Here is a 15,761-nt window from a genome sequence, read left to right as displayed (position 1 = left end):
TCGGCGACCGGTAAGGTTTTGAGCCAAGCGCTGCGTCGAAGTTTCCCGCCGTACCCCCTCAGCCGGCCGGCTCGACCTCCAGGCTGTCGGGAGACTGGGCATCGCCGCCCAGCGCCTGGCTGAGGGTGATGTAGTTGAGCAGCTGGTTCAGGCGGTTCTCCGCCAGGGTGATCTCGGCGCTGCGCCGGGTCTCCTGGGCGGCGAGCCAGGACTGCAGCGTCTCCGCGCCGGACTGGTAGCGGATGCGGTAGATGCGCTCGGCTTCCCGGGCGGCCTCCAGGGCGCGGGTGCGCATGCCTTCCTGCTCGGCGTAGTGGCGGCGGCCGGCGAGGTTGTTCTCCACGTCGGCGAGGGCTTCGTAGAGCGTCTGGCGGAAGCCGTTGACGGCCAGTTCGTAGTCGGTCTCGGAAACGTCGATGTCGAGCTGCATCTGCTGCCATTTCAGGAACGGCAGGGTGATGCCCGCTCCCAGCGCGCCGACCGGGTTGCGCAGCAGGTTGCCGAGCGCCTCGCTGGAGTAGCCGAGGGTGCCGGTCAGGCTGAGGTCCGGATAGTAGCTGGCGCGGGTGGCGTCGACGTTCTTCAGGGTGCTGCGCAGGCGCAGTTCGGCGGCGCGCAGGTCCGGCCGGCGGGCCAGCAGCGAGGCCGGCAGGTCCGCTTCTACCTCGGGCAGGTCGGTGCGGGCCAGGTGCCGGGGCTCGTCCATCGCCACCGGAGCGGCACTGTCGAACAGCACGGCCAGGGCGTTGAGCTGCTCCACCCGCTGCTGGCGCAGGTCCAGCTCGCTGGCGAGCTGGCTTTCCAGGCTCTGCCGCGCCTCGGCCAGTTCCAGCGAGGAGCCGCGCCCGGCGTTGTACTGCGCCTGCACCAGCGCCAGGGTCTGGCGCGCATAGTCGATGCTCGCGGCGCTGGCGGCGAGGCGTTCGTTGAGGTAGGCGATCTGCCAGTAGAGGGTGGCGACCGTGCCGATCAGCGACAGGCGGGTGGCGGCGTAGTCCTGCTCGGTGGCCAGGGCCTCCAGTTCGGCGGCGTCGGTGGCGCTGCCCAGGCGGTTCCACAGGTCGGCTTCCCAGCCCACCGAGGCGGTCAGCGAGTAGCTGTGCGAGGTGCTGCCTTCGCCGCGCAGGGCGCGGGTACGGTCGGCGCTGAAGCTGCTGCTGGCCTGCGGCCACTGGTCGCTGCGCGCCAGGCCCGCCTGCAGTTGCGCGCGGCGGATGTTGAGCAGCGCGCTGCCCAGTTCGTTGTTCTTCGCCAGGGCCTGTTCGACCAGGCGGTCCAGCTGCGGGTCGCCGAAGCCCTTCCACCAGTCGGCGTGGCTGCCGGCCTGGGCCTCGGCGAGCTGCTGCCAGTTGGCCGGGATGTCCAGCGCCGGGCGCTGGTACGGTGTGGAGATCAGCGAGCCGCAGCCGCACAGGGTCAGGGCGAGGGCCAGGGGCAGGGTGGCGAGGGGGAATCGCTTCACGGTTCTACTCTCGGGAAAGGGCGTCGACGGGGTCCAGGCGAGCGGCGTTGCGGGCCGGCAGGAAGCCGAACACCAGGCCGATGACCGTGGAGCAGAGGAAGGCGGCGACGATGGAGGCGCCGGAGAACACCAGGCTGAACTCGCTGGTGAGGCGGCTGAACAGCGCGCCGAAGGCCAGCGCGGCCATGACACCCAGGGCGCCGCCGATCAGGCAGACCAGCACCGCCTCGATCAGGAACTGGCGCATGATGTCGCTCTGCCGCGCGCCGACCGCCATGCGCACGCCGATCTCGCGGGTCCGTTCGGTGACCGACACCAGCATGATGTTCATCACCCCGATGCCGCCGACCAGCAGCGAGATCAGGGCGATGGCCGAGATCAGCAGGGTCATGGTCTGGCTGGTCTTCTCGATGGTCTGGCGGATGGTGTCGGTGTTCATCACGAAGAAGTCCTGCACCCCGTGGCGACGGGTGAGCAGGCGGATGATGCCCTGCTCGGCGGCGTCGCTGGAGACGCTGTCGTCAACGCGCACGGTGATGCTCTCCAGGTGCGACTGGCCGAGCATGCGATTCATCACCGCGGTGTAGGGCAGGTAGACGCGCAGCTGGTCGCTGCCGCCGAAGTTGCTCTGGATCGGGTCGAGCACGCCGACGATGCGCACCGGCACCTTGCCGAGCAGGATCACCTGGCCGAGCGCCTGCTTGCCGGCGAACAGCTTCTGGTAGGTGTTGCTGTCGATCACCGCGCTTTGCGCCGACTCGCGCACCGCCTTGGTGTCGAACGCACGGCCCTGGGCGAAGGTGTAGCCCTTGGCGCGGAAGAACTGCTCGCCGACCCCGCTCATGGACACGCTCAGCGCCTGTTCGCGGTAGCGCAGGGTGCCGCTGCTGGACACCGACGGGGTGACGCTGTCGACGAAGTCCTGGCCGGCCAGGGCGTCGGCATCGGCCGGCACCAGGGTCTGGATGCGCGCCGAGCGGCGGTCGCCGAAGCCCTTGCCGGGGTAGATGTCGATGGTGTTGGTGCCGATGGCGCTGATGTTCTCCAGGATCTTCTGCTGCGAGCCCTGGCCGAGAGCGACCACCGACACCACCGAGGCGATGCCGATGATGATGCCGAGCATGGTCAGGAAGGTGCGCAGCTTGTGCGACAGCATCGCCAGCAGGGCCATGCGGAAGGCCTCGCGAAACTGGCCGAAGCCGGCGCGCAGGGCGCCCGCCTCGCGGGCCGGCGCGGGTTCGTCGAGGGCGCGCGCATCGTCGTCGCCGCGCAGGCGGCGGTCGGCGATGATGCAGCCGTCGCTGATCTCGATCAGGCGGTCGGCGGTTTCCGCCACCTTCATGTCGTGGGTGACGATGATCACCGTGTGGCCCGCGGCGTGCAGCTCGCGCAGCAGCTTGAGCATCTCCTCGCCGCTGTGGCTGTCGAGGGCGCCGGTGGGTTCGTCGGCGAGGATCACCTGGCCGCCGTTCATCAGTGCCCGGGCGATGGAGACGCGCTGCTGCTGGCCGCCGGAAAGCTGGCTGGGCTTGTGCCCCAGGCGCTCGCCCAGGCCCAGGCGCTGCAGCAGGCCTTCGGCGCGTTCGCGGCGGCTGGCGCCGTCCTTGCCGGCGTAGATGGCGGGAATCTCCACGTTGCCGACGGCGTCCAGGTCGCCCAGCAGGTGGTAGCGCTGGAAGATGAAGCCGAAGTACTCGCGGCGCAGGGCGGCCAGGTCGTCCGGGCCGAGCCGGCCTGTCTCGCGGCCGCCGACGCGGTAGGTGCCGGCGCTGGGCCGGTCGAGGCAGCCGAGGATGTTCATCAGGGTCGACTTGCCCGAGCCGGAGGCGCCGATGATGGCGACCATCTCGCCCTGCTCGATGCTCAGGTCGACGTCCTTGAGCACGGCGATGGTCTGTTCGCCGGCCGGGAATTCGCGGCGCAGGCCGCGCAGTTCGAGAAGCGCCATGTCAGAGCCTCATCGGGCCGCGCATGCGCATGGTGGTGGTGGAACCGGCGGCGGCGTCGCCGAGCACGACCTTGTCGCCGACCTCCAGGCCTTCGAGTACCTGGGCGTTGATCGAGTCTTCCAGGCCGATGCGGATGCGCCGGGGCTCGACCTTGCCGTTGCCGGCCAGCACCTGGACCACGTAGCGGCCGTCGCGGGTGGTGTTGCCCAGGGCGGACACCGGAATGCTCGGCGCGTCCTTGACGCTGTCGAGGACGATGTTGACCTCGGTGGTCATGGAGATGCGCAGCTTGCCATCGGGGTTGGGCACGTCGAACACGGCGATGTAGTAGATGGCCGTGTCGGTGGAGGTGGTACCGGACGAGGCGCTGGAGGAGCTGTCGTTGTCGTTGATGGAGCTGGGCGCCGGCTCGATCATGCGCAGGGTCGCGCTGTGCCGCTTGCCGGGTTCGCCGAGGATGGTGAAGTACACCGGCAGGCCGGGCTTCAGGTTGACCACGTCGGCCTCGGAGATTTCCGCCTTCACCGTCATGCGGTCGAGCTGGGCGACCTTGACGATGGTCGGCGCCGACTGCGCCGAGTTGACGGTCTGGCCTTCCTTGACCACCACGCCGACCACGGTGCCGTCGATGGGCGCGGTGATCTGGGTGTAGCCCAGGTCCACCTCGGCGGTGGAGGCCTGGATCTGCGCCTGCTGGATCTGCGCGTCGAGGGCGGCGACCTGGGCCCTGGCGGTGTCCAGGTCGGCCTCGGCGGTCTCGTAGTCCTCCCGAGAGGTGGCGTTCTGCGCCAGCATCGACTTCTGCCGGGCGAAGGCCAGCTGGGCCTTCTTCAGCGCCGCCGCCTGCACCGCGCGCTGGGCCTTGGCGTTGGCGAGCGCGGCCTTGGCGTTGGCCAGGTCGTTCTGCTGGGTCATCGAGTCGATCTCGGCGATGGGGTCGCCCTGCTTGACCTGGTCGCCGAAATCGACGTGCAGCCTGGTGATCTGCCCGGACACCTGGGCGCCGACGCTGACCTGCTTGTAGGCCTCCAGCGTACCGGTGGCGATCACCGTCTGCTCGATGTCGGCGCTGCGCACCTCGGCGGTCAGCAGCCCTTCGCCGGCCGGCGCGGGGATCAGCCAGGTCTTCAGGGCGTAGCCGCCGATCAGCAGGGCGGCGAGGGCGGGTATCAGGTAGCGGGGGCGTAGTCTGGGCATGGACGTTTACGTGGCGGATTCGGAGGTGGCCACTATAGGGGGCACGCCGTCGACTGTGGGTAAGGCGGAGGTAAGTACTGTCAAGAATGGGTAAATCCTTGCCAGGACTGTAAAAAACGTGAATCGGAGTGCAGGGTTTTCGGCGCTCGTTCGTCTTTATCTACAGAGCCTCCCTCAGGAGGTCCTTCCTCTTCATCCACACAAGGAGTTCCCATGTCCGCTTCCCTTGCACGCCGCGCGCTGCTGCTGGCGCTGGCGATCGGCGCCGCGCCGCTGGTCCAGGCCGAATACCTCTGGATCGAGCGTAGCGCCGACGCCTCGGCCAAGGCCGTGCTCAGCGACTACCAGCCCTCCGAGCGCCTGAGCCTGGCCACCCTGGCCGAGCCCCAGCAGCGTCTGGGTGACGGCCGCCTGCAGGCGCTGACGGCTTCCGGCGACACCTTCGCCCTGGCCGGCGCGACGGGCGACCTGCGCATGCTGGCCAAGCGCGCCGACGGCAAGACGCTGACCCTGTTCGAAGCGCGCGAGGGCCGCAGCGAGACGACGGCGAAGAACGACCTGGAGCTGGTGCCGACCACGCCCGGCGGCAACGTGTTCAAGCTGCACTGGAAGGGCACGGTGGTCTCCGCCTCCCAGGTCAACGTGCACACCGGCGCCCAGTGGACCAAGGTGCTGAAGCCCGATGCAGACGGTGGCGTCACCCTGGACACCCCGTTCCCCGGACGCTACGTGCTGGAAGTCGCGGCGCAGATCAACGGCTCGGCCACGGTGGACGGCAAGTCGTACGACAGCGTGACCCATGTGGCGACCCTGTCGTTCGAGGTGAAGTAAGGCGCTGTAGGGCGGGTGAAACCCGCGTGCCACTGATGGTGCGGCATTTACGCGGGTTTCACCCGCCCTACGGGGCTTGGCGCCCATGTTCTCTGCCGTATAGGCAGCTCAGAAATGTCAGCTTCAGGCGCTCGTGCAGCAGGTCCTTCTTCACTGCCGTATAGGCAGCTCAGAAAAAGTACCGCGCCAAGGTGCGCGAGCTGAAGGGCTTCACTGCCGTACAGGCAGCCCAGAGTAGGGCGGGTGCAACCCGCGGGCATCCACCAGGGATGCGGCACCCACGTAAGCTTCACCCGCCTGATGGATTCAGGTAGTAGCGGGGCGGCGGCCCGCCAGCAGTCGCAGGATGGCGTTCAGCAGCACGCCGTAGAGCGGCACGAAGAGCATCAGGCTGACCGCCAGCTTGATGCCGTAGTCCACGGTGGCGATTTCCACCCAGTGCTCGGCCATGAACGGGTCGGCGCTGTGCCAGAAGGCCACCGAGAAGAACACGAAGGTGTCCACCAGGCTGCCGACCACGATGGCGCCGGTCGGCGCGACCCACCATTGGCTCAGGCGGCGCAGGCGGTCGAAGACCTGGATGTCGAGCAGCTGGCCGACCACGTAGGCGAGGAAGCTGGCGACGGAAATCCGCAGCACCACCTCGTTGAACTGGCCCAGCGCGGCCAGCCCCTGGAAGCGGCCTTCCTGGAACAGCATCGAGACGCCGTAGGACACCAGCAGGGCGGGAATCATCACCCGGCCGATGACCTGGCGCGCCGCGCCCTTGCCGAGCAGGCGCACGGTCAGGTCGGTGGCGAGGAAGATGAATGGAAAGCTGAACGCGCCCCAGGTGGTATGCCAGCCGAACAGGGTGATCGGCAGCTGCACCAGGTAGTTGCTGGCGACGATGACGAGGATGTGGAAAGCGATCAGGGCGGCCAGCGCCAGACGCTGGCGCGGCTCGGAGAGCGGAGTCATGACGGCACCTTTTTGATGGATGGGGTTAGGGAACCCATGGCGCCCGGGATTGAGCGGCGGCGCGCATTGTACAGAGATGAGAGGCCGTGTGCGTGGCCGGCTGACAAGAGGCGGCCCGCACGTATGTGTAGGCCGGGGTTGCGTAGGGCGCGCCGTGCGCACCTGTCGGCGCACGGCGCTTCGGTCGCTGATGGATCAGAAACTGTACTTCAGCGACGTCATGACGTTACGTGGAGCGCCGTGGACGCCCCAGTACCCATTGGTTGCGACGTAATACTCCTTGTTGAACAGGTTGTTGACGTTCGCTGTGATGGAGAGGTTCTGGTTGATGTCATAACGCCCCATGAGGCTGAACAGCGCATAGCTCTCCTGGGTGTAGACCTTGAGGTTGTCGCCGGTCTTGCTTTCCCAGTTGAAGCCTCCGCCAACCGTGAGCTTGTCCAGAGCGCCGGGCAGGCGGTAGGTGGTAAACGTCTTGAGGTTGTGCCGTGGCGCGCGGGTGACGATACGTTGGTCCTCTGCGTTGCGGGTGACGCTGTAGACATAACCACTACTGAGGTTCCACCCCTCGGCAAGCTCGCCATTGAACTCAAGCTCGACACCCTCTGTGTCGGTACCGTTTTCCAGGGAATAGCTACGGGTCGCGCCGTCCCATACGGCCAGGCTGTCCTGCTCGGTCTTGAACAGCGCGAGGCTGGCGTTCAGACGTCCTTCATTGAAGCCCGCCTTGATACCCGCCTCGTAGCTGGTGCCTTCTTCCGGTGGCAAGGCCTGATCATTGATATCCCGGATGTAGTAAGGCTGGGGATTGAAGATCTTCGTGTAGCTGGCATACAGCGTCCATGTGTCGTCCAGATCGTGGGTCACGCCGACATAAGGAACGAATACACCGCTCTCCCGGCTCCTGGTTTTCTCCTTGGCATCCGTTACGGTGTTGTGCGTGTCGCGGTTCTGTTTCCAGTCCGTGACACGGCTACCCAGGATCAGGCGCGTGTCGTCGGTGAGGCTGAAGCGCGAGCTCAAGTAGGCGCTGTACTGGTACTCGTGCAACTCGGTTTCCCCGGTCCTGCGGAAAGCCGGTACAGGGCTTGTCTTCGACCAATCCCAGAAATTGGGGATGTAGTGGGTCGGCGTAGTCTGGGTATAGCTGGGGTTGGTTGCCTCCAGCGTCGCAAGCGTTACGCCGGTGATGAGTTCATGCTCGCGCCCCAGCAGCGAGAACGGGCCGGTGATGTAGGTGTCGAGGCTGTGCTGATCGGCGGTCCCACCCCAGTGGCTGGATTGAACCCTGCCGCCGGTGCCGGTCGACAGGTCGACGTTGCCCATGAAGGCCGAGACAAACGCATCATAGTGATACTTCGAATAGGTCAGCTCGCTTTTCAGGCTCCAGCCTCCGTCGAACCTGTGTTCGACCGAGGCGAATGCGCTACTCAGCGTATGGTCGTAGTAGGACCAGTCGGGCGAGTCGTTATCGGATGGATCGGTGGAAATCCTGCGGCCATTGATATCGACAATGGGGAATAGCCGGGTTGCTGAGTCCGTGTAGCGTTTGATGTGGTTGAACCCCAGGGACAGCAACGTGTTTTCCGTGAGATCGATCTCGCCGATGCCGTAGAGCGCCGTGTTCTCCTGCTCGTAGTTGTCCGTCCAGGCATGCTGGGTCTTGTAGTCCGCCGCCAGCCTGCCGCGTATGTTCCCGGATTCGGTCAGGGAACCGGATATATCGATGCCGGTGCCGTAGCGATCCCAGGTGCCGGCCTCGACGCTGACCGAGACCTGCGGGTCGAATGTGGGACGTTTGCGAATCATGTTGATGGTTGCTGATGGGCTGCCTACGCCATTCATCATGCCGGTCGCGCCCCGGACGACCTCGATGCGGTCATAGGCGATGGTGCTCTGCAGGTAGTTGGCCAGGGAAGACGAGGTCGGCACGCCGTCGATCTGGAAGTTGTTGATGGTCGAGCCCCGCGCCCAGACCTGCGGAGCATCGGCCCCCATCGAGAAGGGCTTGACGATGACGCCGGTCGTGGCGTCCAGCGCATCGGGCAGATTGTCGAGCTTCTGGTCTTCGATGCGCTGTCGGGTAACCACCGTAATCGACTGTGGCGTTTCCCTGGGCGCCAGGTTCAAGCGCGTGGAGCTGCTGGTCGAGCCGGTGCCGTAGGAGCCGGTTCCTTCGGTGATGGAGCCCGGCGCCTTGCCCGAGATGCTCAGGCCGGACAGCTCCAGCGCGCCGCTCTGTTCCGCCATCGGGTACAGCGACCAGTTGCCGTCTTCGCCCTGCACCGCGGCCAGGCCGGTGCCCGCCAGCAGAGCGTTCAGACCGTCGGCCACCGTGTATTCGCCCCGCAGCGCCTGGCTGGTCTTGCCGGCGGTGAGGCTACCGTCGCCGGCCAGGTAGATGCCGCTCTGTGCGGCGAACCGGTTGAGCTGGCTGGTCAGCGGGCCGGCGGGAATGTCGTAGCTCAGGGTCTGGCGCTGTTCGGCCTGGGCGAAGGAGGCGGGCAATAGGCCGAGGCCGCCGGCCAGGGCCAGGGGAACGGCCAGCGCCAGGGGACGCAGCGAAAAGCGCGGAGTGCGTGGTGACATGGGTTTTCCTTGATCTTCCGGTTGGCAGAAAGCGGTTGTCACCTGCTAATTCGGATGAGAAGGGAAAACCGGAAGCGCGATGTCGAAATTATTTGGCTATGTCTGAGTTAACTGTTGTAGATGGGCTCGGCCCTTGTGGGAGCGGGCTTGCCCGCGAATAGGGGCTGACGCAAGAGCTTCGCGGCCAATCGGAATGCCGCCCAGCCGCTCCCACGGGCCCACAGCGCTCGCCCGCCATTTTTGCAACACTCAATTGGGACATAGCCAATTATTTCGCGTGCCAGCGGGCACGCCGTGCTCAGCGCGGCTCCAGGGTGGCCCACCAGGGCAGGGTGTAGCGCACGCGCACCGGCAGCACGCCTTCGAGCATGGCCAGGGCCTGCTCGGTGTCGTGCAGCGGGTAGGTGCCCATCACGCGCAGCCCGGCGATCTCCGGCGCGACACCCAGGTGGCCGTGGCGGTAGCGCGTCAGCTCCGCCACGAAGTCCGCCAGCGGCATGTCGTTGGCCAGCAGCATGCCGTCGCGCCAGCCCTGGCGCAGATCGTTCGCCGGCGAGCTGTCGCCGATCCGCTGGCGGTCGAAGGCCAACTGCTGGCCGGCCCGTGCGACCCGCGCTCCGCCTCCATCGGCGCTGCGCACTTCCACTGCGCCGTCGAACACGCTGAGCTGGGTGTGGTTCGCGTGCTGGACTACGCTGAAGCGCGTGCCCAGCGCCCGCAGGCGTCCCTCGGCGGTCTCCACGACCAGCGGCCGCGGGTCCCTGGCGGTTTCGATCAGCACCTCGCCGTCGAGCAGACGCAGCAGGCGTAGGTCGGCCTGGTAGTCGACGTCGAGGGCGCTGGCGCTGTTCAGCCAGATGCGTGTGCCGTCGGCCAGGTCGAAGCGACGGGGCGCGCCGGTCGGGCTGCGGTAGTCGGCGCGCAGCGCCAGCAGCGGACGGCCCAGCTGGGCGTTGCCGAGGCCTAGCCAGCCAAGCAGCGCTCCGCCCGAGAGCAGCGCCAGCGTGCCCAGCACCTGGCGCCGCGAGCGCGCGTTGCGGCGTGCGCTACCCAGGGTCTGCAGGGCGGTCTCGGCGTCCTGCTGCAAGGGGGCGAAGCGCTGACTGATGCGCTCCACGTACTGCCAGGCCTGGCGGTGCATGTCGCTCTCTTCGTGCCATTGCCGCCAGGCCTGGCGCATGGCCTGGTCCGGCGGCGAGGCGCTGAGCTGGGCGTACCACTGGGCGGCCTGCTGCAGGGTGGCGTGGTCGGGGCGGGCTGCGCTCATCGGTCCAGCACCGCGTCCAGTTCGGCTTCCAGCAGCAGGCACTGGTACATGGCCTGGGCCATGTACTTGGTCACGGTGCGTTCGGAAACCCCCAGGCGCTGGCCGATGCAGCGGTAGTTGAGGCCCTGCAGCTGGGCGAGGAGGAAGGCTTCGGCGACCTTTTCCGGCAGGCTGGCGAGCATGCCGTGCACCTGCTGCAGCGCCTCGAGGATCAGCGCGCGGTGTTCCTCGGAGGGAGCGCAGTCCTCCGGGCGGCTGGCCAGCACCTCCAGCCAGGCCTGCTCGACCTGGCGGCGGCGCCAGAAGTCGACGCACACGTGGCGCGATATGGCGCTCAGGTAGGCGCGGGCGTGGTTGTCGCTGTCGAAGCGACGCGGCTTGCTCAGCAGGCGCAGGAACACGTCATGGGCGAGATCGGCGGCGTCGCTGCTGTTGCCCAGCTTGCGGTTGAGCCAGGCGCGCACCCAGCCGTGGTGCTCGGCGTAGTACAGCTCCACCTGCTGGCGATAGGACTTGTCGAGGGTCGACATCGAGCTGCGTACCGGAAATAAGTGCATTTGAGATTTGTTCGCATCTTATGCGAGGCGGCGCTCTCCTGGCAAACCTCCCGGCACCTCATCCCCGCGAAGGCGGGGACCCGGATAGGCAGGGACCCAGATACAGGCGGCCAGGACCAGCCCCATGGATTCCCGCCTGCGCGGGAATGACGGGATTTCCTGCCGGCATGGGGCTTTACCCGATTGCCTGGCAAACCGCCGCGTCGGTCGGGCTTTTGGTCGGCAGAACCGTTAACCTATGCAGCCTGTTTTCCGATCCATTCCGAGGTATGCCCCGTGTTCGCCCAATTCGCCCTGCATGAACGCCTGCTCAAGGCCGTCGCCGAGCTCAACTTCACCGAGCCGACGCCGGTGCAGCTGGCGGCCATTCCGCCGGCGCTGGAGGGGCGCGACCTGCGGGTGACGGCGCAGACCGGCAGTGGCAAGACCGCGGCCTTCCTGCTGCCGCTGCTCAATCGTCTGCTCGGTGATGCCAGCTCGAAACAGCGCACAGACGTGCGTTCGCTGATCCTGCTGCCGACCCGCGAGCTGGCCCAGCAGATCCTCAAGGAAGTCGAGCGCTTCTCCCAGTTCACCTTCCTGCGCGGCACCCTGGTCACCGGCGGCGAGGACTTCAAGGAACAGGCGGCCATGCTGCGTCGCCAGCCGGACCTGCTGATCGCCACCCCCGGCCGTCTGCTGGAACATCTCAACGCCGGCAGCCTGAAGCTGAATGGCGTCGAGGTGCTGGTGCTGGACGAGGCTGACCGCATGCTCGACATGGGCTTCGCCGAGGATATCGAGCGGATCACCCACGAATGCGCCAACCGCCAGCAGACCCTGCTGTTCTCCGCCACCGGCGGCGGCAAGGTGCTGCGCGAGATGATCGCCAAGGTGCTGCGCGAGCCGGTGCACCTCAAGCTCAACAGCGTCGACCAGCTGAGCGAGACCACTGTCCAGCAGATCATCACCGCCGACGACCCGGGCCACAAGGAGCGTCTGGTGCACTGGCTGCTGAGCAACGAGACCTACCGCAAGGCCATCGTCTTCACCAACACCCGGGCGCAGGCCGACCGCCTCTACGGACATCTGGTGGCGGCCGACTACAAGGCCTTCGTGCTCCACGGCGACAAGGACCAGAAGGATCGCAAGCTGGCCATCGACCGCCTCAAGCAGGGCGGCACCAAGGTGCTGGTGGCCACCGACGTGGCGGCTCGCGGCCTGGATATCGAGGGCCTGGACCTGGTGATCAACTTCGACATGCCGCGCTCCGGCGACGAGTACGTGCACCGTATCGGCCGCACCGGTCGCGCCGGCGCGGATGGCCTGGCCGTGTCGCTGATCTGCCATAACGACTGGAACCTGATGTCGAGCATCGAGCGCTACCTCAAGCAGCGTTTCGAGCGCCGTACCATCAAGGAACTGAAGGGCAGCTACCAGGGCCCGAAGAACGTCAAGGCCTCCGGCAAGGCCGCCGGCGTCAAGAAGAAAAAGACCGACAAGAAGGACGCCGCCAAGAAACCAGCCGCCAAGGCCGCGCCCAAGCGCCGACCCAACGCCCCCAAGGCGCCCTCCGGCCTGGTCAGCCAGGATGGCCTGGCCCCGCTGAAGCGCAAGAAGCCGGCGGTGGAGTAAAGCGTAGGGTGCGCCGTGCGCACCAACAACACCGCCGAGATCCATCGGGTGCGCACGGCGCACCCGACAGGGATTGACGCTTTGATACTCAGGGCACGATCAGGATTTTGCCGTCGCGTTCGCCGCTGGCGGCTGCGGCCACCGCTTCCTTGATCTGGTCGACCTTGTAGGTGGCGGCGATGCGTGCCTTGAGCTTGCCGCTGGCGATCAGTTGGGTCAGCTCGCCGAACACCTTCATCTGCTCGGCCGGAGTGGCCTTCTGGAACCACTTGGCCAGCCAGAAGCCGCGCAGGGTGACGTCGCGGAACACGAAGGAGGCGGCCGACACCTGGCACGGCTCGCCGCTCATCAGGCCGTAGTTCACCAGGGTGCCGCCCTCGCTCAGGCAGGACGCCACGTGGTCGGTGGCGGCGCCGCCGACGGCGTCGATGCCGAGCATCACCTTGGCGCCGCCGGTGGCCTCGCGCACGCGTTTGTGCAGGTCGGGGCCGTCCACCAGCACCACGTCGCCGCCCTCGGCCTTGAGGCCGGCCACGGCCGCCTCGCGGCGCACCACGTTGATGGTCTTGAAGCCGCGCAGCTTGGCCAGCTGGATCAGGTAGCCGCCGACACCGGAGTTGGCGGCGTTCTGGATCACCCAGTCGCCCGGCTGCAGGTCGACGAACTGGCTCAGCAGCAGCGAGGCGGTCGGCGGGTTGATGGTCATCATCGCCAGTTGCTGCGGGTCGGCGTCCGGCAGCGGGATCAGCTTGGCGGCGGGGGCCTGCAGGTGGGTCACCCAGGTGCCGCTGCCGACCGGCAGCAGCACGGTCTGGCCGACCTTGACGTTGCTCACGCCTTCGCCCAGCTGCTCGACGCGGCCGACGCCCTCGTTGCCGCCGATGGCCGGCAGCGGTGGCAGGATGCCGTACTCGCCGGTCAGGGTGAGCACGTCGGAGGGGTTGATCGGCGCGGCCAGCACCTTGATCAGTGCCTGGCCGTCGGCCAGCGGCGGCAGCTCCAGCGGGACCGCTTCGATCACGTCCTGCGGAACCTTGCCGCGGTGTTGGTATTCGGCTTTGAGCATGGCGGTTCTCCATCGTCTGAGAGCGCTGAGTCTAGACCCAAGACGCCGCCGTGGGATGAATCGCCCGGCATACGCGCGGGTGATGGCGCGGCCCCCTCGCCAGGCCCTATGCTTGGCCGATTGACCAAGGGGAACCCCATGCCTTCACGCGCCTGGCCGTGGTTGTGGATGCTGCTGGCGCCGGCCGTGATGGCGGAGTCTTTGCGCATCGGCTTCGGCACGCACAAGCCGCCCTACGTGTTCGAGAACGAGAGCCGTGGCCTGGAATACGACATCGTGGCCGCCGCCGTGAGCGCCGCCGGCTACGAGCTGGATGCGCGCTACGCGCCCATGGAGCGGCTGCACCTGGCCATCGTGCGCGGCGAGCTGGATGGTATCGCCACCACCAACGCCTTCAGCGGGGTCCAGGCGTACTACTCGCAGCCGTACATCCACTGCCAGAACGTCGCCCTGGCGCTGTCGTCGAGGGGATACCGGATCACCGGCATCGCCGACCTTGGCCACTATTCGATCAGCGCCTTCCAGCGCGCCCGCTACCTGCTGGGGCCGGAGTTCCAGGCCATGGCCGAGGCCAATCCCCGCTACCGGGAAGAGGCCCTGCAGATCAACCGCAACCGCCTGCTGTACAGCGGGCGTGTCGAGGTCGCGGTGGGCGATCCGCGCATCCTGCGCTACTTCAACCGCGAGGTCGCCGACCAGGTCGACACCACCCAGCCGGTGACCCAGTACCTGCTGTTCCCGCCGACGGCCTACAGCGTCGGTTTTCGTCTGAAGGCGCAGGCCGAGCGTTTCGACCGCGGCCTGGCGCTGATCCGTGCCAGCGGCCAGTACCTGCAGATCGAGCAGCGCTACGCCGACTACTGAAGCCCGATCGGTGAGTGCGGCTGTCGCGCCCTGACAGTGCTTCGCCGGCGCGCCGGCGGTAGCCTTGGCCGACTGTCGCTGACCCGGAGTGCCTGTGAAGTCCCTTGCCCTGTTGTTCGGTGCCGGCCTGCTGGCCGGCCTTTCCACCCACGCCCTGGCCTGGTCCAACCACTCGCTGGGCAGCCTGCTGGCCCTGCGCGAGCTGCCGGAGCTGCGCCAGGAGGTGACGGTGGAACCGCTGGAGAGCTTCCTCGACGACCAGGCCGCGGCCATCGAGCGCCTGCTGGATGAGCAGGAGCGCCATGCCCGCGAGCATTTCTCCTACTATCCGCCGCGCCCGGACGAACTGCGCTGGCAGGCGGACGCGGCAGGCGACCGCCGCGCCGCATTCCTCGCCGCCCTGCGCATCAACCCGGAAATCCGGCTGGCCAGCTTCATCCAGCAGCTGCCGGGGCAGGCGTCCGGCGGCCGGCCGCTGCTGCGGGGCGAGGAGGTGCTGGTGTTCCACAAGGTCGGCCCCTGGACCCACTGGCGCTACCTGGCGCTGCAGCCGGGCGAGCGGGTCGCGGCGCTGCAGGTACTGGCCAGCGCGGCGGACGAGCCGGACTACGGCCACGACATCAACCTGTTCAGCGACAACCCGGGGCAGGCCGGCCAGCGCTACAACTTCGGCCCGCAGCCGTTCGGCGACGCCCGTTTCGAGTATTCCTCCCAGGCTCCCTTCCATATCGGCTACTACCACGAGTCCGCGCTGATCTTCGCGGCCGCGCCCTACCTGGCGCAGACGCTGCCCCACTGGCGGGTCTACCAGTACAGTGGGCTGGCCCGGCTGGCCTTCGCCAGCGGCCATCCCTACTGGGGCTACCGCTTCCTCGGCTGGGCCATGCATTACCTGCAGGACCTGACCCAGCCCTACCACGCCAGCGTGCTGCCCGGGGTGAGCACCGCCGGCATGGTGCTGATCGCGGCCAAGGAGCAGGTCGGCTTCCCGGAGGACCGCGAGGCCGCCATCCAGCGCGTCGCCGACCGCCACATGGCCATCGAGCAGTACCAGTTCGACCGTATGCAGGCGTTGCTGAACGAGGGCGAGGCCCGCCACCCGCTGCTGCTGGCCTACGGCGAGCGCGACGCGGACGGGGATTATCCGGCCTTCGACGAGGACTACGCGGCCGGGGTGGTGGCGGCCGAGTCCAACGCCCGCGCCGACGAGCTGGACGCGCTGATCGGCGAGTGGATGGCCAGGGTCGCGGCGCAGCGAGGCACGGTGGCGAAGGGTTTCAGCGAGGGCAACGTGCTGCAGCCGGTAGACGCCGACCCCGAGCTGGAGCGGATGCTGGTCGAGCTGTTCCGCCACTTCGGCGCCCACAGTCGCAACGCGCTGAGAGGCAATCTACCCGGCGGATAG

The 15,761-nt window shown here is 67.5% G+C and carries 12 protein-coding genes; 4 read left to right on the top strand and 8 right to left on the bottom strand.

Annotated elements, in window-relative coordinates; genetic code table 11:
* Positions 1 to 58: 58 nt before the first annotated feature.
* The 3 genes from N5D30_RS07245 to N5D30_RS07235 are packed head-to-tail and all read right to left on the bottom strand — an operon-like array spanning position 59 to position 4,608.
* A complete protein-coding gene (locus tag N5D30_RS07245) occupies positions 59 to 1,462 on the bottom strand; it encodes an efflux transporter outer membrane subunit (RefSeq protein ID WP_279908375.1) in 1,404 nt (467 codons plus the stop codon).
* Positions 1,463 to 1,466: 4 nt separating this feature from the next.
* Complete coding sequence (locus N5D30_RS07240) at positions 1,467 to 3,410, bottom strand: MacB family efflux pump subunit (RefSeq protein WP_279908373.1); 1,944 nt, start codon at positions 3,408 to 3,410, stop codon at positions 1,467 to 1,469.
* Position 3,411: 1 nt separating this feature from the next.
* The gene (locus tag N5D30_RS07235) at positions 3,412 to 4,608 is read right to left on the bottom strand and encodes an efflux RND transporter periplasmic adaptor subunit (RefSeq protein ID WP_279908370.1); all 1,197 of its coding nucleotides are present in this window, start codon (positions 4,606 to 4,608) and stop codon (positions 3,412 to 3,414) included.
* 213 nt (positions 4,609 to 4,821) lie between these two features.
* Between N5D30_RS07235 and N5D30_RS07230 the strand changes: the two genes are divergently transcribed.
* Positions 4,822 to 5,439, top strand: a complete 618-nt coding sequence (locus N5D30_RS07230; protein ID WP_279908367.1) for a hypothetical protein — start codon at positions 4,822 to 4,824, stop codon at positions 5,437 to 5,439.
* 306 nt (positions 5,440 to 5,745) lie between these two features.
* Here the strand turns inward: N5D30_RS07230 and N5D30_RS07225 are convergent, their stop codons facing one another.
* The 4 genes from N5D30_RS07225 to N5D30_RS07210 all read right to left on the bottom strand — a co-directional run bounded on the left by N5D30_RS07225 (position 5,746) and on the right by N5D30_RS07210 (position 10,785).
* Positions 5,746 to 6,399 (bottom strand): 7-cyano-7-deazaguanine/7-aminomethyl-7-deazaguanine transporter, encoded by a 654-nt coding sequence (locus N5D30_RS07225; protein ID WP_279908365.1) that lies wholly within the window; start codon positions 6,397 to 6,399, stop codon positions 5,746 to 5,748.
* Positions 6,400 to 6,594: 195 nt separating this feature from the next.
* Positions 6,595 to 8,988 carry a TonB-dependent siderophore receptor gene (locus N5D30_RS07220; RefSeq protein WP_279908363.1) on the bottom strand — a complete coding sequence of 798 codons (2,394 nt, stop codon included), beginning with the start codon at positions 8,986 to 8,988 and terminating at the stop codon, positions 6,595 to 6,597.
* A 298-nt stretch (positions 8,989 to 9,286) separates the two neighbouring features.
* Positions 9,287 to 10,255: a FecR domain-containing protein gene (locus N5D30_RS07215; protein WP_279908361.1), complete on the bottom strand. Its 969-nt coding sequence runs from the start codon at positions 10,253 to 10,255 to the stop codon at positions 9,287 to 9,289.
* Positions 10,252 to 10,785 carry a sigma-70 family RNA polymerase sigma factor gene (locus tag N5D30_RS07210; protein WP_279908358.1) on the bottom strand — a complete coding sequence of 178 codons (534 nt, stop codon included), beginning with the start codon at positions 10,783 to 10,785 and terminating at the stop codon, positions 10,252 to 10,254. The genes N5D30_RS07215 and N5D30_RS07210 overlap by 4 nt, the downstream gene beginning before the upstream one ends.
* A gap of 303 nt (positions 10,786 to 11,088) precedes the next feature.
* Between N5D30_RS07210 and N5D30_RS07205 the strand changes: the two genes are divergently transcribed.
* Positions 11,089 to 12,426, top strand: coding sequence for a DEAD/DEAH box helicase (locus N5D30_RS07205; protein ID WP_279908356.1), 1,338 nt, complete (start codon positions 11,089 to 11,091; stop codon positions 12,424 to 12,426).
* An 88-nt stretch (positions 12,427 to 12,514) separates the two neighbouring features.
* On the opposite strand, the gene N5D30_RS07200 is transcribed toward N5D30_RS07205, so the two are convergent.
* Positions 12,515 to 13,492 carry a zinc-dependent alcohol dehydrogenase family protein gene (locus N5D30_RS07200; RefSeq protein WP_279902119.1) on the bottom strand — a complete coding sequence of 326 codons (978 nt, stop codon included), beginning with the start codon at positions 13,490 to 13,492 and terminating at the stop codon, positions 12,515 to 12,517.
* A gap of 138 nt (positions 13,493 to 13,630) precedes the next feature.
* On the opposite strand from N5D30_RS07200, the gene N5D30_RS07195 reads away from it, so the two are divergent.
* Positions 13,631 to 14,356 (top strand): transporter substrate-binding domain-containing protein, encoded by a 726-nt coding sequence (locus N5D30_RS07195; protein WP_279902118.1) that lies wholly within the window; start codon positions 13,631 to 13,633, stop codon positions 14,354 to 14,356.
* 109 nt (positions 14,357 to 14,465) lie between these two features.
* Entirely contained in the window at positions 14,466 to 15,761 is a 1,296-nt protein-coding gene (locus N5D30_RS07190) for a phospholipase (protein WP_279908468.1), read from the top strand.

Origin of the sequence: Pseudomonas sp. GD03875 (assembly GCF_029840585.1) — a bacterium.
In the GTDB taxonomy this organism is placed as follows: domain Bacteria; phylum Pseudomonadota; class Gammaproteobacteria; order Pseudomonadales; family Pseudomonadaceae; genus Aquipseudomonas; species Aquipseudomonas paralcaligenes.
The sequence above is the reverse complement of the archived record's forward strand: the minus strand, read 5'-3'. Positions and strand labels throughout refer to the sequence as shown.

Coding starts and splice junctions, on each gene's coding strand:
- N5D30_RS07240 (WP_279908373.1), bottom strand. CDS start 3,410: ATGGCGCTTCTCGAACTGCGCGGCCTGCGCCGCGAATTCCCGGCCGGC.
- N5D30_RS07235 (WP_279908370.1), bottom strand. CDS start 4,608: ATGCCCAGACTACGCCCCCGCTACCTGATACCCGCCCTCGCCGCCCTG.
- N5D30_RS07230 (WP_279908367.1), top strand. CDS start 4,822: ATGTCCGCTTCCCTTGCACGCCGCGCGCTGCTGCTGGCGCTGGCGATC.
- N5D30_RS07225 (WP_279908365.1), bottom strand. CDS start 6,399: ATGACTCCGCTCTCCGAGCCGCGCCAGCGTCTGGCGCTGGCCGCCCTG.
- N5D30_RS07220 (WP_279908363.1), bottom strand. CDS start 8,988: ATGTCACCACGCACTCCGCGCTTTTCGCTGCGTCCCCTGGCGCTGGCC.
- N5D30_RS07215 (WP_279908361.1), bottom strand. CDS start 10,255: ATGAGCGCAGCCCGCCCCGACCACGCCACCCTGCAGCAGGCCGCCCAG.
- N5D30_RS07210 (WP_279908358.1), bottom strand. CDS start 10,785: ATGTCGACCCTCGACAAGTCCTATCGCCAGCAGGTGGAGCTGTACTAC.
- N5D30_RS07200 (WP_279902119.1), bottom strand. CDS start 13,492: ATGCTCAAAGCCGAATACCAACACCGCGGCAAGGTTCCGCAGGACGTG.
- N5D30_RS07195 (WP_279902118.1), top strand. CDS start 13,631: ATGCCTTCACGCGCCTGGCCGTGGTTGTGGATGCTGCTGGCGCCGGCC.